The sequence below is a fragment of the Thermodesulfobacteriota bacterium genome, from assembly GCA_040754335.1.
GTDB lineage: Bacteria > Desulfobacterota_D > UBA1144 > Nemesobacterales > UBA2774 > 2-12-FULL-53-21.
Window position 1 is genome coordinate 118,423 of the sequence record JBFMCV010000001.1, and the last position, 21,174, is coordinate 139,596.

The following is a 21,174-nucleotide window of genomic DNA, read 5'->3' on the forward strand; positions in this document are numbered from 1 at the left end:
ACACCCGAAGAAATATCAGACCTTGCGTTTTCCGCCGAGCTCTTTTTCGAGCTCTAGCACTCTGAGGGTGGTTTTCATAACGGAATCGGGGTTGAGGGATATGGAGTCTATCCCTTCTCTTACCAGGAATTCGGCGAATTCGGGGTAGTCGCTCGGCGCCTGACCGCAGATGCCGCTGTGCCGCTTGTTTCGTTTGGCTCCTTCTATGGTCATCGAGATCATTTTCATTACGCCGGGGTCTCTCTCGTCGAAGTCGTGAGCCACAAGCTCGGAATCCCGGTCGACGCCGAGCGTGAGCTGCGTAAGGTCGTTCGAGCCGATGGAAAACCCGTCGAAGAGCCGGCTGAATTCGTCGATCAATATGACGTTATTTGGAATCTCGCACATGACGTAAATTTCGAGTCCGTTCTCTCCCCTATTAAGCCCGTTCCTAGCCATCTCGTCCAGAACCTTTCTTGCCTCGTCCGTCCTCCGGCAGAACGGGACCATCAGAATGAGATTATCGAGCCCCATTTCTTCGCGTACCCTTTTCATAGCCCTGCACTCGAGCGCAAAGCCTTCCCTGTATCTCTCGTCGTAATACCGTGAAGCCCCCCGGAAACCGATCATGGGATTTTCTTCCCTGGGCTCGAAGAACTGCCCGCCGATCAGGGTCGCGTACTCGTTGGTTTTGAAATCGCTCATCCTGACGATTACGGGCTTGGGGTAAAAAGCCGCCGTTATGGTTCCGACACCCTGCGCGAGCTTATCGACGAAGTAATCTCCCTTATTCCCGTAACCGGAAGTCAGGTTGTTAATCTGGTCCCGGATACCGGGATCGGAGACCCTTTCCGGGTGCGCGAGAGCCATTGGGTGTATTTTGATGTAGCTTGTGATTATGAACTCCATTCGCGCGAGCCCGACGCCGTCGTTGGGGATCATGGAGAGGGAAAAGGCGAGATCCGGGTTTGCCATGTTCATCATGATCCTGGTTTTGGGACGTTCCAGCTCCTTCAGGTGGATCGTATCGATATGAAAAGGCAGGTCTCCCTCGTAAACTATCCCGTCATCGCCCTCGGCGCAGCTGACTGTCACGATCTCTCCCGTCCGTATTTTTTCGGTCGCTCCCTCGGCGCCCACCACTGCGGGTATTCCGAGCTCGCGGCTCACGATCGCCGCGTGACAGGTCCGCCCTCCTCTATTGGTTACGATTGCGGAAGCGGTTTTCATCACCGGCTCCCAATCGGGGGTCGTGGTGTCGGCGACTACGACCTCAGCCGGCATTACCTGTGAAAGCTGGTCAATGCTGTAGACTACGCGTGCTTTTCCGCCCGCGATCTTTTCTCCCACACTCTTGCCTCGAGCCAGCACAGGCCCCTTTTTATCCAGAAGATATGTCTCGAGCACGTCCATGTCTTTCTGCGACTGGACGGTTTCGGGACGCGCCTGGACGATGAAGAGGTCCCCGGTCAGGCTGTCCTTTGCCCATTCGATGTCCATCGGCTGGGCTTTTCCCGACTTCGTTGAATAGTGTTCCTCTATGTTCACCGCATAATCCGCTAATTTGAGTATCTCCTCATCGGGGACCGAGAAGCGCCTCCTGTCGGCTTCGGGCACCTCCACGTTCCGCGTGAGCGTTTTCGAGCCTCCCGCTCCGTAGACCATCATTATCTTCTTCTCACCCAGCTCCTTTTTTATAATCGCTTTGTACCCTTTTCTGAACGTCGGCTTGAAGACGTAGTACTCGTCCGGATTGACCGCGCCCTGCACTATGTTTTCTCCGAGCCCGTAGGACGCCGTTATGAAGACTACGTCGCGGAATCCGGTCTCCGTATCGAGCGTGAATATGACTCCGCTCGTCGCGAGATCCGAACGGACCATCTTTTGCACGCCTATGCTGAGGGCGACTCTGAAATGATCGAAGTTGTTGTCGATGCGGTAGGATATGGCTCTGTCCGTAAAGAGGGAGGCGAAACACTTCGAGCACGCCTCTTTAAGGGACTGGTAGCCCTGTACGTTCAAATAGGACTCCTGCTGTCCGGCGAATGAGGCTGTGGGAAGGTCTTCCGCGGTCGCCGAGCTTCTCACCGCAACATCGGCATCATGTCCATACTGCTCCGAGAGTTTATCATAGGCGTTTCTTATCTCCTCCCAGAGGTCTGGGGGGATTCCCGCGCCGAGAATGAGGTCCCTCGCTTTCTTGCCCCGGTTCGCAAGATCGGCCACGTTTCTCTTGTCGAGACCCGACATGGCGCCTCTGAGCCGATCGAGGATTCCGGCCGAGCTTAATACGTGCCGGTACGCATCTGCCGTCACGGCGAACCCGTTGGGGATTTTGACGCCTTTCCCGGTGAGCTCTCTATACATCTCCCCTAGGGAGGCGTTCTTGCCGCCGACGAGCGGGACGTCTTCTATCCCTATCTCGTCAAAGAAGCGAATGTACTTGCTTTGTCCGTTCATAGCGTTCTCCGGAGCCAAAGATTTTTGCGGTTTTGGGTCGTTCTGGTATTAAGTATAGCAATATTTCTACCAAGCTCGGATGCGTATCTTCACAGTCAGGCAGAAGTGTGTTACAGAAATAAGTCCGGCTACAGGAACCCCCCTTTCATGGCCGTGCGCGATATCATATCGGTCTGGGAGCGGCTGGATGAATATTGAGCATAAGAAGCAGCATGAACGGCTTCTGTAAGCTTTTAAGACACTCGACACGGGCTTGCATTGCAAATAACTGCGTAATACCGACTGGTTACGCTATACCATTCCGTGGTACGATGATTGCACCTATATTATTGGCATTCGTAGATCAAATAACATGTTTTGAATCCGGCAACCGAAGCCGGGTTGAGCGGGTTAAGGGTATGCTGCCTGTGCATATAAAATCGGGGCCTCTAAGTCTGAGGGCGGGCGGGACGGCGATCCAATTCGAGGACGAGGACGTCACGCTGTCTTTTCAGCTCCCCATGTCCGACCGCAGCGTCTTCGATATAGACGTAACTTTCGTTTTCAGAGAAGATTCCGGCAGGGACTCGGGATATGAGCTTGTAAATCCCCTTGAAGGCATGAGCCCCGACGATATCGGCGGCTCGGCCCGATACGAGCTTACAATTTATAATTCAAGCTTCCCGGACGGGGTCTCGAATGAAAGTCCGATTCTCCTGGGAGAGTATGCGGGGATCGGACTGTATCTCAATTTTAAGGCAGAGGGGCATTCATCGGCCTCTCAGAAAATTCTGCAATATTCTTTTTACACGTCCTGAGAGCGAAGGTCATGACGGTGATCTAACTGCGAGTAGTGGAGGGGGAGCGGGAGAGAGAGTTCCAAGGACAGTGCATAAATGACTATGAGAATCAGAGAGGATATGGACGGGGAAGCGGATTTCCCGAACGCGCTTTCGAGTATGGACAAGATGATCCATACCGCGATAAGCAGGTTCACGCTCGGCGTATCGCCCGCGGCTCTCATGATGGCCTACCTCGACTGGCTCGTCCATCTGAGCATATCGCCCGCGAAGCAGCTCGAGCTCGTGCAGAAAGCGCTCAGGAAGGCAGTCAGGTTCTACGTTTACGCTGTGAAGTGCGCGTCTCAGCCGGGAGCGCAGCCTTGCCCTTGCATCGAGCCGCTGCCCCAGGACAAGCGGTTCGGCGGCGAGGAGTGGCGGCGGATGCCGTTTAATCTCATGTACCAGTCGTTCCTCCTGACCCAGCAGTGGTTCCACAATGCGACTACAGGGGTCCACGGAGTCAACCGCCACCATGAGGAGGTCGTCTCCTTCGTTACTCGTCAGATACTCGATATATTCGCTCCCTCCAACTTTATACCGTCGAATCCCGAAATTCTCAGGAAAACGCTGGAGTCAGGCGGCAATAACCTGTTCAAGGGGTGGCTCAACCTGCTCGAGGACTGGGAGCGGGCTGTAATCGGGAAAAAACCGGTCGGTACTGAACAATTCGAGGTCGGGAAAACAATCGCCGTTACACCGGGAAAGGTCGTATTCAGGAACCGCCTGATAGAACTTATACAGTACGAGCCCTCGACGAGAGATGTCTACGCCGATCCCGTCATTATTATCCCGGCCTGGATCATGAAATATTATATACTCGACCTCTCTCCGCATGATTCTCTCGTCAAATACCTGGTCGATAAGGGACACACGGTCTTTATGATATCGTGGAAAAACCCCGGGCCCGAAGAAAGGGACACAGGCATGGGGGATTATCTGGAGCTGGGGATAATGGAAGCTTTGAGAGCCATATCCGGCATAATCCACGGGAGGCGAATCCACGCACTCGGCTATTGTCTCGGCGGGACGCTCCTCGCGATCGCAGCGGCCGCTATGGCCCGGGACGGGGACGGCAGGCTCGGAAGCATAACCCTTCTCGCCGCGCAGACCGACTTTCACGAGGCGGGGGAGCTTATGCTGTTTATCGACGAGAGCCAGCTAGCGTTTCTCGAGGATCTCATGTGGGAGCAGGGTTACCTGGATACGAGGCAGATGGCGGGGGCGTTTCAGATTCTCAAGTCGAACGACCTCATCTGGTCGCGCATGGTGCACGACTACCTCCTGGGAGAGCGCGAGCCGATGTTCGACCTTATGGCCTGGAACGCGGACGCGACGAGGATGCCCTACCGTATGCATTCGGACTATCTGAGGAGCCTTTTCCTCAACAACGACCTGGCCGAAGGCCGGTTCCTCGTGAAAGACAGGCCCGTCTCTCTCACGGATATAAGGGTGCCGATGTTCGTGGTATCGACCGAGAGGGACCACGTGGCCCCCTGGCGCTCCGTTTACAAGATCCATCTCCTGGCGGATACCGAGGTGACGTTCGTGCTCACGAGCGGCGGCCATAATACGGGCATTGTGAGCGAGCCGGGACACCCCGGCAGGAGCTACCGCATAGGGACGAGGAAAGAGAACGATTCATACATCGACGCCGAAAGCTGGACCGCGAGGACGCCCGGGAAGGAAGGCTCCTGGTGGGAGGCGTGGGAAGCGTGGCTCAGGAAGCGCTCGGGGGATAAAACAGCTCCGCCTCGTATGGGGGCTCCGAAGAAGGGGTATGCGCCTATAGCCGATGCGCCCGGGATTTATGTAATGCAGGAGTAGCGCCCGAGCGGTATGGAGTGTTTGTAGATATGCGACGATCGAATAAAATACAAGAGGAGAAGATATGAAAATTGAGTTCATAGGGAAGGGAATAGACATATCCGAAGACATAAGGAGCATGACCGAGCACGGCCTTTCGAAGCTGGAGCGGCATTTGAAGGAGATGGGGGAGGGCGAGGTGGAGGCGGTCGTTACCTTCACCGTGGAGAAGCACAGGGAGAGGCACCGGGTGGACATAGACCTCTACCTCAAGACCCCTGGCGGCGGGGCGCTCCACGCATGGGAGGAGTCGAACGATACGTTCATGTCCCTCGAATTCACGCTCGACGATATCGACAAGCAGCTCAACAGGCTAAAGGAAAGGCGGATCGAGATAAGGAAGGACATCGCGCGCGAGAAGGCGAAGCGCAGGGTCGAAGAGCCTTCTCCACGCGAGGCGGGGCTGATAACCGAGGAGAGGCTCTCTATAGAGAAGCCGCTCACGCCCGAGGAGGCGCTCTCGGTGCTCCAGGACGAGGACAGGTTCTTCCTCGTCTTCAGGAACAAGGACACGGGTGACCTCAACGTCGTCTACAGGAAGAAGTCCGGGAAGTACGGCGTCATTACGCCCTAGGGAAGTCCGGTGCGGGATGGGGGCTCAGAAAATTTTCTTATAGAGAAGTGAACGGTGAATGAAAGGATAGAAGTCAGAAAGATACACGACTACCTCTGGGAGATTCCCAGGACAGGCGGGATGCTCGTCCCCGGGCGCGTATATACGACCGAAAAAATGCTCGAAGCCATAAGAGAAGAAAAGGCCCTCGAGCAGGTGATGAACGTCGCCTATCTCCCCGGCATCCAGAAATACTCCATAGCCATGCCCGACATACACTGGGGATACGGCTTCCCCATCGGCGGCGTCGCTGCTTTCGATGCAGAAGACGGGGTTATATCTCCGGGGGGAGTAGGCTATGACATAAACTGCGGCGTGAGGCTCATGAGGACTAACCTCACGGAGGGGGAGGTGAAGCCCGCGCTCAGGGACCTCGTCACGGAGATATTCCGCCGCGTCCCCTGCGGGCTCGGCGAGGGGGGCAAGATAAAGCTCACGCAGGAGGACTACAAACAGATAATATCGAAGGGGATCAATTGGGCTATACAGAACGGGTACGGAGAGAAAGAGGACTCCGAAAGGGTCGAGGACTACGGAACGTTTCCCGGCGGAGACCCGGCCGCAGTTAGCGAGAGGGCTTACGAGAGGGGGAAGGACGAGATAGGCACGCTCGGCTCGGGGAACCACTTTCTCGAAATAGACGTCGTAGACGAGGTCTACATCCCGTTTGTCGCAAACTCGTTCGGCCTCTTCAAGGGCCAGGTGTGCGTCCTCATTCACTGCGGGTCGAGGGGGTTCGGACACCAGATATGCACCGACTACATAGACGTCATGCTCTCCTACATGAGGAAGAAGAGCCTCGAGCTCCCGGACAAGCAGCTCGCCTGCGCCCATATCAATTCCGAAGAAGGGAGGAGGTACCTCTCGGCGTTCGCGGCCGCGGTGAACTATGCCTGGGTGAACAGGCAGGTGATCATGTCCTTCGTCAGGGACTCCTTTTACTCCATATTCGGGATCGGCCCCTCCGAGCTCGGAGGAAGCCTAGTCTACGACGTGAGCCATAATATAGCGAAGTTCGAAACGCACAAGGTGAACGGGGAGAGGAAAAAGGTGTGCGTCCACAGAAAAGGCGCGACGAGGGCTTTCCCCAAGGGTCATCCGCTCATCCCGGACATATACAAGAACGTGGGCCATCCAGTGTTCATACCCGGCGACATGGGGAGGGCGTCCTTCGTGCTCGTAGGCACCGAAGCGGCGCTCGACGAAACGTTCGGCTCGAGCTGTCACGGAGCTGGGCGCGTGCTCTCGCGCACCAAGGCGCTCAAGCTCGGGAGGGGCAGGGACATCATCTCCGAGCTCGGCGAGAAAGGGATAGTGGTCATGGCAAGGGGCAGGAAGACCGTGTACGAGGAGATGCCCGAGGCGTATAAGCAGATCGAGGAAGTAGTCGACGTCGTCCATAACGCGGGCATAGCGAACAAGGTCGCACGCTTGAGACCCATAGGCGTAGTTAAGGGATGATCTGAATACGCAGCGTTCGGTGACACCCTGGTTACTTGGGTGCTGACTCCTCATAAATAGAAATAAAACGGAAGAAGCGTAGAATTAACCCGGCCTCATTTTGCGGCTTTTCTGAGCCTCCTCTTAACCGAAGCCACCTTGCTCTTCATCGTCACTTCCTTGTCCCGACGGTCGTCGATAACGATAGTGGTTACGACGCGCTTGATCCCTTTCCTGAAAGACGCCGAATGCATCTTTGCTGCTATCCTGAATAAATCGGCATTATCGCCTTCGAGGAGCGTGCCCACCGGGCTCACCTCGTACTTCACTTTTTCCTTTTCCAGAACCTTCACCGCTTCGGCAATCCAGTCCCCTATGCTTGGCGACGGCGTGCCTATCGGTATGACCGTAATCTCGGCTATAGCCATATCAAGCCCCCCTTGAAATGAGATTCCGCGCGCGGCGCTCTTTGGATTCCGGTGTTTGTACGAAGAGATCGGCCTCGATCATGCGGCATGTCTTGCGGAGAACGAGCGTCGCGGCCGCTCGATCTCATTATATCACGGACACGGCTTCCGGTTACAAGGTTAATTCTCCTGATAACCGGTACTCGGCGGTTCTCCCCGGGAAGGCAGATGTGGGATGTATTATTTGAGGCAAATGTTATATAATAATTATCAGGATATTGGCAGAGGTCAGAGGGAGGTGATAAGCATGGGTGTGCTCAAAAGATTAGAGGACTATCTGGACGGCAATACGGTAAATTACCGTAAGCTTCATCATAGTCCGGCCTTTACTGCGCAGGAAATAGCGGCTTCCGCGCACGTCCCGGGAAAAGAGCTGGCCAAATCTGTGGTCGTAAGAACCGACGAAGGCTACGCTCTCGTGGTCTTGCCCGCGTGTTATAAAATCAATCTTAAAAACTTGAGAAGCGCGATGGCCAGGAAACGTGTCGAGATCGCCGAAGAGAAAGAGTTCGAGAAGATGTTCCCCGATTGTGAGGTTGGGGCAATGCCTCCGTTCGGGAACCTTTACAGCCTGCCGGTCTACGTGGCGAAGGCGCTCTCGGACGACGAGGAGATCGTGTTCAACGCTGGGACGCATACGGACATGATAAGGATGAGCTACCGGGATTTCGAGAAGCTGGTAAAACCTGTAGTGGCCGATTTCTCGGAACCGATGAATTAAGCCGTTATCTGTTCGGGTCCGGCGCCTCGCACGCCGGCATGCTTGAAGGCGGCAAGCCGGTTCCTCTCCTGAGCCGAGCTCGGAACGGGCCCGGTCTTAGCACGGGGTTTAGCATATTTTATTAACGCTCATAAGCACATTTATTTAGGTTCCCTGTCGCTCCAATATTTTCTGTCCTATACTTCCTAGACCGGAGAACCCATTGTATCTGTCCGAAAACGCGAAGAAGGTGCTTAAGGCGAGGTATCTCAGGAGGGACGACAAGGGGTCTGTGATCGAGACCCCTGAAGAGCTCTTCGGGAGGGTCGCGAAAGGGGTTTCCGAGGCCGAGCTCGTCTACGGAGGTTCCTCCTCGGCCCGTATGTGGGAAGAGCGGTTTTTCGAGATGCTGAGCAAGCTCCGGTTCCTTCCCAACTCGCCCACGCTCATGAACGCAGGCACACCTCTCGGCCAGCTGAGCGCCTGTTTCGTCCTGCCCGTGGACGATACGATCGAGGATATTTTCGACGCGGTAAAGAACATGGCCCTCATACAGAGGACGGGCGGAGGCACGGGATTTTCATTCTCGAGGCTCCGCCCCAAGGGCTCGGTCGTCTCGAGCACGGGAGGGGAGTCCTCGGGCCCCGTGTCCTTCATGAAGATATTCGACAGCGCAACGGAGAATATAAAGCAGGGCGGGAGAAGGAGGGGCGCCAACATGGGGGTCCTCCGGGTCGACCACCCGGATATTCTCGAATTCGTCACGGCCAAGCTCGGGGAAGGCGAGCTCAGGAACTTCAACCTCTCCGTAGGCATAACGGACGTCTTCATGAAGGCCCTAGAAAGCGGCGGGACGTACGAGCTTATCGACCCGAGATCGGGCGGTGTCTCGGGGAGTCTCCGGGCAAGGGAAGTTTTTGAGAAGATCTCCGAATGCGCATGGAAGACCGGGGACCCGGGCGTATTGTTTCTCGACACCATAAACAGGGCTCATCCCCTGAGGGACCTGGGTGAGATAGAGTCTACCAACCCCTGCGGCGAGCTCCCGCTCCTCCCAAACGAGAGCTGCAACCTGGCTTCCGTCAACCTTTCCGCCATGCTCGACGATAAAGGGGCGGCTGTCGACTGGGAGAAGCTTGGAAGACACGTCAGGGACGGAGTCCGTTTCCTCGACGACGTGATCGACGTGAATAAATTTCCGACCCCCGAGATCGGCTCGGTCACGAGAGCAAACAGAAAGATAGGCTTGGGCGTTATGGGATTCGCGGAGATGCTCATCAGGCTCGGCATCCCGTATAATTCGGCTGAGGCCGTGGATTACGCGGACAGGCTCATGTCCTTCGTTTACGACGAGGCGTTTAAGGCGTCGGCCGGACTCGCGGAGGAGAGGGGAGCGTTCCCGAACTGGGAGAAGAGCGATTATGCGCGGCAGGGAAAGAGGTTAAGGAATGGAACGCTCGCCTCCATAGCCCCGACGGGCACGATAAGCATCATAGCGGGGACGACTTCCGGAATAGAGCCGCTCTTTGCGCTCGCTTACAGAAGAAAAAACGTGCTCGGGGGCGAGACCCTTTATGAAATAAACCCCGTATTCCTAGAATACGGCACGAAGCTGGGACTATCTCCCGGAGAATTCCATGACCGCGTTATCCGCGAGATGCTTGAGAAGGGCGGCATAAGCGGGGTTGGGGGCGTCCCGGAGGATATGAAGAGGTTATTCGTTACGGCCCTCGATATACCTTACGTGCAGCATATAAAAATGCAGGCTGCGTTCCAGATGCACGTCGACAATTCCGTCTCGAAAACCATAAACATGCCCGAGAGCGCGGGCGTCAGTGAAGTGAAGGACGCATATCTCAAGGCCTACGGCCTGGGCTGCAAAGGGATTACCGTCTTCCGATACGGATCGAGGAGTCAGCAGGTGCTCGAGATAGAGACCGACGAGAAGGCGTTCGAAAGGGAATATTTCACCAGGTGCGATCCCGAGGCCTGCAGGCTTTAGGCGTTTTCCCTGCGGAGCCTTGTCACGCCAAGCACGGCTCTCAAAACTATGCCATAATCGTCAAGAGCGTGAAAAGACGAAGAAGCGCGAGCTTCTTCATGCGCGCGTTTTTGTTTTTTGCGCGCTTCTTTTTTTACTGTGTCTTCCTTCCCCGTGCTTCCTTCAACTGTGTATTCCTTAGGGTTCAAATTTTGAACACCCGGGTGTTCGTTATCTGAACACCGGTGTTCATATTCTGAACGGGTGGGGGACGTTTTCTTCAGCATGACCGCCGCGCCTGTCCTGAGCGAAGTCGCTCATCTCGATCAAAGCCCTAGCCCTAGCCGGGAAGGATCGAAGTATGAACGGGTTTGAATTCGTTGCTGATTTGAGCAGAGGACTTGGAAGGAATCGTAAAACAGATTATATGATTGGTTTATAAAAGAATAAGAGACAACTAAATTCTTTCTTCTTTTCCTTGATGAAAAGAAGCAAAAATCATCCGACTACACAGAATTTCGGCTAAAATCGTTCGTAAACGCTAAAAATCTATCAATTCCGCCCCAAATAGCATGGTAGTTTAGTGATGTCCGAAGCTAATTAACTTCTTTCTGATAGGGAAGGGCGTCCGAATGCGCGCTCGCTTGCATTCGTTCCCTGATAGATTTTTCCGTGCGTTTGCGACCGATTCCTTAACGCCGATTCTGTGAATGTCGGTAAAACGACAAAGCAAAGAAAAAACCGTTCGTACTGAGGCGCAGAACCTGCGCTCGTATACGATCCTTAAATCACTCCACTGATTTAACGGAATAATGGACCCAAGATAATCCTGAACTCGCTGTCCTTGCGTGCCATCTCCTGAGCGAAGTCGAAGGATCGAAGTATGAATGGTTTAGTATTGGAGACGTTAAACGGAGGAGTTGGAAGGGATCATAGAACGCACTATGTGCGTGTGCTATTCGCCTATCCATCTCCCCTCGGCCTCCCTGTCGCCTAGAGGCATTTCTTCCTGCACGGGCGCCTGGTTTTCGAGAGGGTATTCCTCCCCCTCGGGTCCGGGGGGCAATACTTCAGACGCCTGCTCGGCCGTTTCCGAATCCTCGCCTACTTCCTCGGAAGCCTGATCGTCCGTCTCGGAGACTTCATCGAGGGACTCGGTGGGCGCTATATCGTCGCCGACTTCTTCAGACGCCTGGTCGTCCGTTTCCGATACCTCGTCGAGCGACTCTGTAGGCGCGCCGACAGGCTCCCCGGACAGGTCGCCAACGGGCTCGGATACCTGGTCGAGCTCTTCCGTCTCGGGGTCTATCTGGAGCATTATGCCTCTTGCGTGTCCGTAGGCCGCGCCGTCCAGGGCTTCTGCTCCCGTTACGGTCAGAGTTATTCCTGCGCAGAGCACGGCCAGGCAGAGATACGTCAGGGCTCTACTCAATAAATTTTTCATTTAACTTCTCCTTTTCCGGACGTCTTAACAATTCCTTAACATTGATGCGTATAATTCTAATAATAGAGCTTATATCCGGATTCGGCAACGGATGGCTGGGCTGAACACGTACAGAAGCTAAATACGTGAAGCCCTTCCCGCCGCGACAGGGACGGATGAGGTGATTTGAAATAATCGGTGTATTTTTATATAATAATCGGAGCAGCGAATCCGACCTGCCGTAGCGATACTGAGCCGTGCTTGTATGTAAATTTAATTTCACCAACTGCCCCGGATTAAATAAAAAGGGGAGAGGTGCAGCCGGCCATATGCAAGCCGTTGGGACCGTGTTTAAAGACTCTCTACAGCCGACGATCGGCCGGAAAGACAGTACGGAGGACTGACTGCATGAAAAAACTCACGGGCGGCAGCGTAGAAAAGATCGAATCCCCGTACGAGGGGATAAGCCTGAAGGACTACTATATCGAGAAGAGACGCCTCCAGCTCGAGCTGCTCCTGATACAACAGAGCATAGTGAAAAACGGGGAGAGGTGGTGCATCTGTTTCGACGGGCGCGACGCCGCAGGCAAGGGCTCGACCATACTTAGGTTCACTCAGAACCTGATGCCGAAATATTACCGTATAGTGGACCTCGGGGTGCCGACGCCAAAGGAGTCCAAATACTGGTTCCACAGGTACGAGCAGCACCTTCCGAACCCGGGCGAGATGGTGTTCTTCGACCGGTCGTGGTATAACCGCGCGCTCATAGAGCCTACGATGGGTTACTGCACGCAGAAGCAGTACGAGTATTTCATGGCCAAAGTGCTCGACTGGGAACACGAGCTCATAGACGGCGGCCTTAAGCTCGTGAAGTTCTACCTCTCCGTCGACCCCGAGCACCAGCTCTACCGTTTCCAGGAGCGCCTGACCGACCCTCTCAAATTTTGGAAATTCTCGGAAAACGATTACAATGCTCGGAAGAAATGGGAGACCTTCACGAAATACAAGGAGCAGATGTTCGACCATACGGCATCGGAAAAGTCGCCGTGGATTCTCATAAACTCGAATTCCAGAAAGACGTCCAGGCTCACGTGCATGCTCTACATCGTGAGGCTCTACGGGAACAAGAAATTCGTCCCCCTTACCGGAGAGGACGTGACGGAGACGCATACTATAGAAATAAACGGAGTCGCCTTCGACGGACTCAATAAATTACAATACTCAGTGCTGAAGGATTTGGCCGACGAGCGTAAGCTCGAGGCTCAGGATGTGCTGACAGGACCCCAAAATGGATGAAGACATCACATTAGCAAATACCCTTAACCTGCCCCGCGTGAGATCCGCGGGCGGGCTCGTTTATAACGATAATTACCATATCCTTCTCATTTTCAAGCGCGGGAAATGGGACCTCCCGAAGGGGAGGTTCGAAATGGGCTCCGACCCACTCGAGACAGCGCTCAGGGAGATAAGCGAGGAGACAGGCCTCGACAAGGACAAGCTCACGATCCAGGGGAAGCTCGTATCCACATGGCATACGACGAGGCACGAGAAAACGAAGTACCTCAAGAAAACCCACTGGTACCTGGTCCACTACCACGGCGAGGATTCGGACGTCGCACCCCAGTTCAGGGAGGGCATTATAGAATGCCGCTGGGTGCACCTTCCCGACCTCGACAAGTACAGGTCGCTGCTCCTTCCGAGGATCGAGTACGTAATAGATTTCTGGCTCCAGAACCTGGCGTACGCCCCTAGGTTTTGAGGACGGTGCGCGTGGCCGGAAACTGCGCCTGGCTCAAGCGATTAGTTCGGATTCGGTTGAAATCTTCCGGTTAGTGCGGAAAGGCCGCGGCTCGCGGACCGCTATTCTTTTATTAGCTTGTTGATCCTTTCCCTGTAGGCGCTTTTAACGGTGTCCCCCGAGTCGTCGATTATCTCCACCCCCATCTTTCCGGAGAGGCTCCCGGCGAGGCGGGTAGACCATCTTACAATTCCTTCCACCCTTATTTCCTCGATGTCTTTCCCGGATTCGCCTTCTTCCTGCAAGCTTATCACGATCCTCGTGCCGGCGGGGAATACATTCCTCGCCTCGACCTCGAGGCCTTGCTCGGAAATGTTTACGGCGTACCCCATAAATGTCGGGTTCTCCTTACCGAGCCTTATCCGCTTCCTGAAGGGAAGTCTCCTCGATTTTCTTTTCTCGCCCACAGGGACTCCTCAGCCAATTATAACCCCATTTCTGCGCTCCGATGAACGTGCCCCTGGGCTGCAGGCGCTCAAAAATCCGGCGGGCCGCCTGGTTGCATATAACTCCCGTATGGATAATATTCATTAGGATGTAAGGGCCCCCGGCTGCCCCGTCCCGGATATCCGATATGAATCATATCGTCTCTATAACATATAAGGCGGGACTCTTCGCCTGCCTTTTCATCGCTCTCGCCATCCCGCCCCGGTCAAGCCCTGCCGCTCAGAATAACGACTGGATGGGAGACTGGTCCCTCGAAGAGGGCTTCAATATAAGCATCGACACGGAAGGCTATCATTTCCCCACGGCGATTGCGTTCGTCCCCGAGCCGGGCAGCGGACCCAAGGACGCCCTCTATTTCGTAACCGAGCTAAGGGGAAAGGTTAAAGTCGTTACGAACGACAGGAGCGTATATACGTTCGCCCGGGACTTCTTCAGATTCGAGCCCGACGAGGAGCTTCCCTCCCGCTCCGGGGAAGGAGGGCTCGCCGGCATCTGCCTCGACCCGGTTCACGGATATGTCTTCGTTACGTTCGTCTACGAGGACGAGAACAGGGTCCTCAGGAACAATATTGTGAGGTTCCAGTCCGAGCCGGGCAGGTTTTCCCTCGAACCGAGCTCCAAACTCGCCTTTACCGATGTCTTAAATAATGCGGTGACGGGATTGTCGCACCAGATAGGGTCGTGCCAGGTCGACGGCGGTACGCTCTACGTGGGGGTGGGTGACGGATACACCGTGACCGAACGGGATGCCGAGGGACGGAATACGAGCCGTAGCGTCGACTCCGTACTCGGAAAGATACTGCGTATGACGCTTGACGGTAAGCCTCTGGAATCGAATCCGTTTTACGTCGACGACGACGCGGGCAAGGCAAGGAATTACGTATGGGCGAAGGGGTTCAGGAACCCCTTCGGGCTCAAGGTGCTGAACGGGCGCGTGTTCACCGCCGACAACGGCCCTTCCGTCGACAGGTTCACGGAGGTGAAGGCGGGGGACGACTACCTGTGGGACGGTACGAACTGGAGCATCGGGGCTAATTCTGCCCAGGTTCTGTCCCCTGCGACCGGAGTGACCCAGATGGAGTTCATTCCAGCGGATTCGGAGATTTTCCCCGAAGGGTACAGGGCCAGGTTTTATCTGACCCTCTGCGGTTTCCCGAACAGCGACCTAAAGAGGGACGCCGCGAGGGGCATTATCAGCATCCGTTACGGTTTTGAAGTCGACTTGATAACAGGGACGCCCCGATACTTATTAAAATACAGGGGAGAGAGCCTTCAGATGGTCGTCGGCCTCGCGGCTGGTCCCGACGGTCTGTATTTCCTCCCGCTTTATCCCGATGCATCGGGAAGGAGTTATGCGCTCAAAATCAGATATGATAGAGACAGCCGGCATCCTTACGGTTTCGAGGATACGGAGGATGCCTCCAGGTATATCGAAGAGCGCGGCTGTTTCACCTGCCACACGCTCAACGGATACGGGGCGGGCGGGGACGGGCCGAGCCTCGATAAGGCGGGTCTCGTCGCAAGGATAGAGGAGAGGATTACATCCCCTGAATATTCCGAATTGGCAGGCGAGCTCGACGAGATCGACAGCGAACCGTATAAGAGATTCAGGGAGGCGAGGAAGGAGGTCCTCGAGAAGCGCGGGATGGATAAGGTCAGGGCGTGGATAAAATACCGTATAATGGAGCCGAGGTTCGATGACCCTCACGCGCGCATGCCGAATATGGACGTAACGGAGCCTAACGCGCAGATGATCGCCGACTACCTGCTTGGAGAAGTCAGGATTGATCAAAACAGACCGGATATGAGGGTGAGGAAGTTCATGAAGCGTTTCATTCCGGAGCTCAAATACAGGCATATATTGGTTTCCTTCGCGCTCGGCTTCTCCCTGGCGCTCCTGGTTACAGGCGGCTATGCCGTGATCAGGAAAAGGACGCGCCGCTGAACTGCCCGTCAACCGGACCCGTCTCCTCGGGGCGCGGGACTGGCGGCGTGAATTTGCATACTTGCGGGGTACATATAATATTGAGTACGTGAGAGGAACTGGCTTTATGCAGGGATCTCTATATTCCTATATAACCATATACTGATGAAACTTGGAATGTCGATGACGGATAACTTCTCAATCATGATCCTGCGCGGGGTTTTCATTCTCCTGGCAGCGTTATTGCTGTTTTGTCCCCTGTCCGCGCGGGCAGATGAAAACGCCGGCGAAAAGAAGGAATGGTGGAGGGACTGGTCCCTCGAGGAGGGTTTCGATATAAGCATCGACACGGAGGGGTACCATTTCCCCTCGGCTCTCGCCTTCGTCCCCGACCCCGGGAAAGACCCCAAGGACCCGCTCTATTTCGTCCTCGAGCTGAGGGGCAAGATAAAGGTCGTCACTAACGACAGGAGCGTGTACACGTTCGCCGAGGATTTCTTCAAATTCACCCCTTCCACAGAGCTTCCGGCGTTCTCGGGCGAGAACGGGCTTGCCGGAATCTGTCTCGACCCTGAAAACGGCTATGTCTTCGTAACCTTCGCCTATCAGGATGAATCCGGGATTTTGCGGAACAATATCGCGAGGTTCGATTCAAAACCGGGGACCTTTTCCCTCAAGCCCGGCCCGATGACCGCGTTTACAGACATATTCTCGCGGGAGGGGTCGAGCCCTTCTCATCAGATAGGACCGTGCCGGGTCTATGAAGGCGCGCTATACGTGGCGGTCGGAGACGGGTTCGACATAATATTGACCGAGGAGCATGATTACAAGCGTAGCCAGAGCCCGGATTCCGTCCTCGGAAAGATACTCCGCATGACGCTTGACGGGAAGCCCTTGAAATCGAATCCGTATTACGTCGACGACGACGTTAAAAAGGCACGGAATTATGTCTGGGCCGTTGGGTTGAGGAACCCGTTCGGGTTAACGATTGCGGACGGGCATGTGTTCGTAGCCGATAACGGCCCTTCCGTCGACAGGATCATCGAGGTGCGTGAAGGGGGGAATTATCTCTGGGACGGGACGGACACGAGCTTCGCGACGAACTCTTTGGTCGTGTTCGTGCCCGGAGCGGGGATCACACAGCTCGTATATCTGCCCCCGGACTCGGAAATGTTCCCGCCGCCCTACATAGGGAAATTCTATGTATCCCAGTGCGGAGACCCTGACGTCGATCCCAAAACTTCCAAGGGCAGAAACATTGAAATGTTCGACTATGATTTCAGGGTGGGTAAAGTAGTTTCCCCTCCGGCGACGCTGCTCAGGTATACGGGCTCGGCGTTCCAGACGCTGGCGGGTCTCGCGATAGGCCCCGACGGGCTTTATATCGTCCCCATACTGCCGCTTGCCGACGGGAGGAGCGTGGTGCTGAAGGTCACGTATAATCCGGAAAGCACCCATCCCAACACGCTCGGGAGCGAAACGAGCGCGCGCGTGCTCCTCGAATCCCGCGGATGTTACGGCTGCCATACTTTCGGCACGAGCGGCTGGGGCACGGCAGGGCCCAATCTGGACAGCGACGGTCTCGTCGCGAGGGTCACCGAGAGGCTCGGCTCAGGCGAATACAGGACACATGTGAAGGAGCTCGAAGGGCTCGAAACCGAGCCGTACAAGAGCTACAGGGAGGAACGGGCCGAGGTGCTCGATAAAAGCGGGATCGAGAGGGTGAGGACCTGGATGAAGTATCACATCATGGAGCCCAAGTTCGATAACCCGGAATCGGCCATGCCTAACCTCGGCATAAATGAAAAGGAGGCGGAGCTTATCACGATGTTCCTCGTACCGGAAGAGTTCGATGCGAGGTCCGTCGGTTTTAAGGACATCACGGTTGTGATCCCTCACCTCAGGTACAGGCACATTGTTTATTCCTTTCTTCTGGGGATCGCCGTAACGCTTCTAGCAGGCGGCGTTTACGCCGTGACGCGGAAGCGTAAGCGGATGCGGGCATAGCAGCTTCCGCGGAGACCAGCTCACCCTGCCCCTTCTTCCCCGGACTTTACTATTAGCGGTTTACTAAATATCATCATCCCCGAGGATCGGGCGCTGCCCGAATCACGCCCGCTCCCATGAGCCGTACGTATGAAATACAAATTATTACTGAGATTGTTGATATGCGTATGCCCGGTTCTCTATGCCGTCCCTTCACCTGCGGAGGATGAAAGCCTCGGTTTCACGGGCGCTCGGACTCTCGAACCGGTCGTCGTAACGGGCACGGCGTACCCGGCCGAGCTCGGCAAGAGCACGGGGAGCGTTACCGTCATAACGGAAGAGGAGATAGAGGCGAGCCATGCCGTAAGCGTGGGCGAGCTGCTCGAGGACGTACCCGGGCTCTACGTCGACCAGCCCGCCTCGCGCGGAGGAGTGACGTCAGTTTATATAAGGGCCGGCGACCCTAACTTCACTCTGGTTCTCATCGACGGGGTGAAGGTGAACGACCCGACGAACAGCAGGGGCGGGTCGTTCGATTTCTCATCGCTCAGCACGGACAACATCGAGCGCATCGAGATCGTGCGCGACCCGATGTCGTCGCTTTACGGCTCGGACGCGCTAAGCGGCGTAATCAACATCATCACGAAAAAAGGGAAGGGGAAGCCCGAGGCGTCCGCCGAAGCCATGGCGGGGAGATACGGGCAGTATCAATTCCTTGGCGGCGTCTCGGGCGCGGGGCCGTTCTACGATTTCTCGGTCACGGGTTCCTGGCTCGACGACGGGGAGGAGGTGGAGGGGAGCACCTTCAAGAGCCCGAGCGTGACGGCGAAGGCTGGGCTTGTTAACGGGGACGATATGGAGCTCGCTTCCACATTCAGGTATTCGCATATCGACAGCACGAGCTTTCCTGACGACAGCGGCGGCCCCGAGTTCGCGGTGCTCCGCGCTACCGACGACAGGAACATAGACCAGCTCCTCATGGGGCTCAACTACACCCACGGCCCCCTCGAGTGGTGGGAATACAGCCTCAAGCTCTCCTATTACAATACCAAAGAAAAGTTCACGTCCCCTGGCGTCGCGCCCGGAGAGCGCGACCCGTTCGGCATCCCACCCAACGAATCCGACAGCGATTACAAGAGCTACGACGCGAACGCTGCGAGCACGTTCTCCCCTTACGCGGGTCTCGATATAACCGCGGGTTTCGAGGCCGAATACCAGGACGGGTCGAGCCGCGGAATGATAATCGTTGGATTCCCCCTACCTACCGCCTTCGACCTGAGCAGGTACATATTTTCCCCGTATGCGGAGGTCCAGTTCAGCGTGGTGGAAAACCTCCTGGTCGTGCTGGGCGCGAGGGAAGATTTCCCGGAGGGGTTCGACCCCGAGTTCAGCCCCAGGGCGGGCGTATCGTACAAGCTCGCGGCTACGGACACGATACTCCGGGGGAGCTGGGGGGAGGGGTTCAAGCTCCCGTCCTTCTTCTCCCTCGCGAACCCCATAGTGGGCAACCCGGACCTCGTCCCCGAGGAGAGCAGGAGCCTCGACCTCGGCCTGACGCAGGGGGTCTGGGGCGGCAGGCTGAGCGCTCAACTCAACGTCTATTACAACGAGTTCAAGAACCTAATAGACTTCGAGGAAGGGCCTCCTCCCATACTCGTTAACCGCTCCCGCGTAACGGTAAAGGGGTTCGAGTTAATCGGAAACGTCCGCCCGTGGGAAGAGCTTCGGTTAAACGGCAGCGTGAGCTACGCCGACAGCGATATAAAGGGAACGGACGAGCCCTTAAGGAACAGGCCCAGGTGGTGGGGGGAGCTCACTCTTGTCTACAACCCCTCGGCGAGCGTGACTTTCAGTCTCGACGCGGTCTTTACCGGGAGCGTCCCGGATTCGTCGGTACCCACGGGGGATGTCACCCTCGACCCCTACGACGTTTACAACGTCGCTCTCACCTGGGCGCCAGGGGACTGGATAAGTCTCTATGTCGCCGTCGATAACCTCTTCAACGAGGAGTACGAGCAGTATGTGGGCTTCCCCGCGCCTGGAGTGAGCCCGAGGGCGGGTCTACGCGTCACTTTCTGAATAAATGCGTTGATACGGTTTATCGCAGGCGGGTGTGACTATACCGATTCGTTTCTTTTGTTTTGGACAGCAGCTCCGCGGCTATGACATCGGCGAACTTTTCCCCGCCCTTTTTCGTGAAGTGGCCGTCGTCGATGAAGTCGTCCTGTTCCCATTTTACGTCCAGGACCCCGTCAATGTACAAGCATTTAGGATCGTCCTTGGCGCAAACGGACCGCATTATTGAATTGAACCTGTCCATTAATTGCGGCATCGCCCCGTTCTTTATATGGAAGCTCCAGCCGTTGCAGCCGATGTCATCCTCCTTTCCCGTGAACGCGGGGTAATTTAACACCTGGGGGACGAATATAGTATATGGGGCGATATGCTCGGACAAGAGCTTTAAGGTTTCAAGATTCCTCGCGTAAATTTTGTTAACGTACTCATCCGGTGTATCGTACTTGGGGCAGGAAGGGACGTCCGCTCCGGCAAGCTCCCTTTTTATCTTCGCAGCCAGTCTCCCCATGGCCGACATCTCGTACAGCTTCCCCCAGAAATCCTGCCTGTGCATCGGAGGTATCTCTAAATTACCGTACTGCGACATTCCGTGAACGTAGTAGTCCCCGCCTAAATCGGGGACGTGATAATTATGTATGTCGTTCCAGCCCTCGTAGAAGATCACGAACTCTGGCTCGAGCTCGGGAACGATAAGGGCCGTCTGAACTATGGCTTCAGCCGTCGAATAGCCGGGGACGCCGTAATTAATAACGCTGAAACCCTCCCCGAGCTTTCTCTGCAGAATGGCGGGCCAGGTGTCGAGGTCCGTCAACCCGGTGCCGAACGTGCTTGAGCCGCCCAGTACGGCTACCCTTATCAAGTCACCGTCTTCCTCGGGAGCCCCCGTCGAGCGGGTATGGTATTTCGTGGCGGTGATACGCTTTCCCGACTTTACGTCCGTAACGGCGGCGTCTTTTTTTAGCCGCCCTGCGAGGTACGGATGGAGCTCGAACACTTCCATGTACTGGTCTCCCTCGACCATCTGGTATGGAAACATTCCGTACCTCATGTAGTAGGCAATCTGACCGAAGGACTCTATGACGATAATAAAAATGAAGACAAGAATGACGTTAATTATTACGGGAACGAGTTTTCGTTTCATCGTCTGTGTATTCCGGTCACGGAGACCCGCCATAAATATGTGATTGAGCGGTAAT

The 21,174-nt window shown here is 55.5% G+C and carries 17 protein-coding genes; 11 read left to right on the plus strand and 6 right to left on the minus strand.

Going from position 1 to position 21,174, the window contains the following annotated elements:
* Nucleotides 1–15: 15 nt before the first annotated feature.
* Nucleotides 16–2,439, minus strand: a complete 2,424-nt coding sequence (ppsA, locus tag AB1598_00575) for a phosphoenolpyruvate synthase (GenBank protein MEW6143491.1) — start codon at nt 2,437–2,439, stop codon at nt 16–18.
* Between the two features lie 407 nt (nt 2,440–2,846).
* On the opposite strand from ppsA, the gene AB1598_00580 reads away from it, so the two are divergent.
* The 4 genes from AB1598_00580 (at nt 2,847) to AB1598_00595 (ending at nt 7,197) form a co-directional block, all read left to right on the plus strand.
* Entirely contained in the window at nt 2,847–3,236 is a 390-nt protein-coding gene (locus AB1598_00580; GenBank protein ID MEW6143492.1) for a DUF6864 domain-containing function, read from the plus strand.
* A gap of 84 nt (nt 3,237–3,320) precedes the next feature.
* Nucleotides 3,321–5,084: an alpha/beta fold hydrolase gene (locus AB1598_00585; protein MEW6143493.1), complete on the plus strand. Its 1,764-nt coding sequence runs from the start codon at nt 3,321–3,323 to the stop codon at nt 5,082–5,084.
* Between the two features lie 64 nt (nt 5,085–5,148).
* Nucleotides 5,149–5,697 (plus strand): ribosome-associated translation inhibitor RaiA, encoded by a 549-nt coding sequence (gene raiA / locus AB1598_00590; protein MEW6143494.1) that lies wholly within the window; start codon nt 5,149–5,151, stop codon nt 5,695–5,697.
* A 54-nt stretch (nt 5,698–5,751) separates the two neighbouring features.
* Nucleotides 5,752–7,197 (plus strand): RtcB family protein, encoded by a 1,446-nt coding sequence (locus AB1598_00595; protein ID MEW6143495.1) that lies wholly within the window; start codon nt 5,752–5,754, stop codon nt 7,195–7,197.
* A 95-nt stretch (nt 7,198–7,292) separates the two neighbouring features.
* Here AB1598_00595 and AB1598_00600 read toward each other — a convergent pair whose 3' ends face one another.
* Nucleotides 7,293–7,604, minus strand: coding sequence for an MTH1187 family thiamine-binding protein (locus AB1598_00600; GenBank protein MEW6143496.1), 312 nt, complete (start codon nt 7,602–7,604; stop codon nt 7,293–7,295).
* 286 nt (nt 7,605–7,890) lie between these two features.
* On the opposite strand from AB1598_00600, the gene AB1598_00605 reads away from it, so the two are divergent.
* On the plus strand, nt 7,891–8,364 hold the full coding sequence (locus AB1598_00605) for a YbaK/EbsC family protein (GenBank protein ID MEW6143497.1): 474 nt from the start codon (nt 7,891–7,893) through the stop codon (nt 8,362–8,364).
* Nucleotides 8,365–8,566: 202 nt separating this feature from the next.
* A complete protein-coding gene (locus AB1598_00610; protein MEW6143498.1) occupies nt 8,567–10,345 on the plus strand; it encodes an adenosylcobalamin-dependent ribonucleoside-diphosphate reductase in 1,779 nt (592 codons plus the stop codon).
* Here the strand turns inward: AB1598_00610 and AB1598_00615 are convergent.
* Both AB1598_00615 and AB1598_00620 read right to left on the minus strand, forming a co-directional pair.
* On the minus strand, nt 10,342–10,611 hold the full coding sequence (locus tag AB1598_00615; protein MEW6143499.1) for a hypothetical protein: 270 nt from the start codon (nt 10,609–10,611) through the stop codon (nt 10,342–10,344). The two genes, AB1598_00610 and AB1598_00615, sit on opposite strands and share 4 nt — an antisense overlap.
* Before the next feature lie 668 nt (nt 10,612–11,279).
* Nucleotides 11,280–11,768 (minus strand): hypothetical protein, encoded by a 489-nt coding sequence (locus tag AB1598_00620; protein MEW6143500.1) that lies wholly within the window; start codon nt 11,766–11,768, stop codon nt 11,280–11,282.
* A gap of 387 nt (nt 11,769–12,155) precedes the next feature.
* Here AB1598_00620 and AB1598_00625 point away from each other — a divergent pair, with 387 nt between their 5' ends.
* Together AB1598_00625 and AB1598_00630 are read left to right on the plus strand one after the other, a co-directional pair.
* Entirely contained in the window at nt 12,156–13,043 is an 888-nt protein-coding gene (locus tag AB1598_00625) for a polyphosphate kinase (GenBank protein MEW6143501.1), read from the plus strand.
* Nucleotides 13,036–13,506, plus strand: coding sequence for an NUDIX domain-containing protein (locus tag AB1598_00630; GenBank protein ID MEW6143502.1), 471 nt, complete (start codon nt 13,036–13,038; stop codon nt 13,504–13,506). The genes AB1598_00625 and AB1598_00630 overlap by 8 nt, the downstream gene beginning before the upstream one ends.
* 101 nt (nt 13,507–13,607) lie before the next feature.
* On the opposite strand, the gene AB1598_00635 is transcribed toward AB1598_00630, so the two are convergent.
* On the minus strand, nt 13,608–13,952 hold the full coding sequence (locus AB1598_00635; GenBank protein ID MEW6143503.1) for a PilZ domain-containing protein: 345 nt from the start codon (nt 13,950–13,952) through the stop codon (nt 13,608–13,610).
* Between the two features lie 167 nt (nt 13,953–14,119).
* Here AB1598_00635 and AB1598_00640 point away from each other — a divergent pair, with 167 nt between their 5' ends.
* The 3 genes from AB1598_00640 (at nt 14,120) to AB1598_00650 (ending at nt 19,981) form a co-directional block, all read left to right on the plus strand.
* Nucleotides 14,120–15,937, plus strand: a complete 1,818-nt coding sequence (locus tag AB1598_00640; protein ID MEW6143504.1) for a PQQ-dependent sugar dehydrogenase — start codon at nt 14,120–14,122, stop codon at nt 15,935–15,937.
* Nucleotides 15,938–16,120: 183 nt separating this feature from the next.
* Complete coding sequence (locus AB1598_00645) at nt 16,121–17,923, plus strand: PQQ-dependent sugar dehydrogenase (protein ID MEW6143505.1); 1,803 nt, start codon at nt 16,121–16,123, stop codon at nt 17,921–17,923.
* Between the two features lie 129 nt (nt 17,924–18,052).
* The gene (locus AB1598_00650; GenBank protein ID MEW6143506.1) at nt 18,053–19,981 is read left to right on the plus strand and encodes a TonB-dependent receptor; all 1,929 of its coding nucleotides are present in this window, start codon (nt 18,053–18,055) and stop codon (nt 19,979–19,981) included.
* A gap of 19 nt (nt 19,982–20,000) precedes the next feature.
* Here AB1598_00650 and AB1598_00655 read toward each other — a convergent pair whose 3' ends face one another.
* Nucleotides 20,001–21,119 (minus strand): GDSL-type esterase/lipase family protein, encoded by a 1,119-nt coding sequence (locus AB1598_00655; GenBank protein MEW6143507.1) that lies wholly within the window; start codon nt 21,117–21,119, stop codon nt 20,001–20,003.
* Nucleotides 21,120–21,174: the final 55 nt, after the last annotated feature.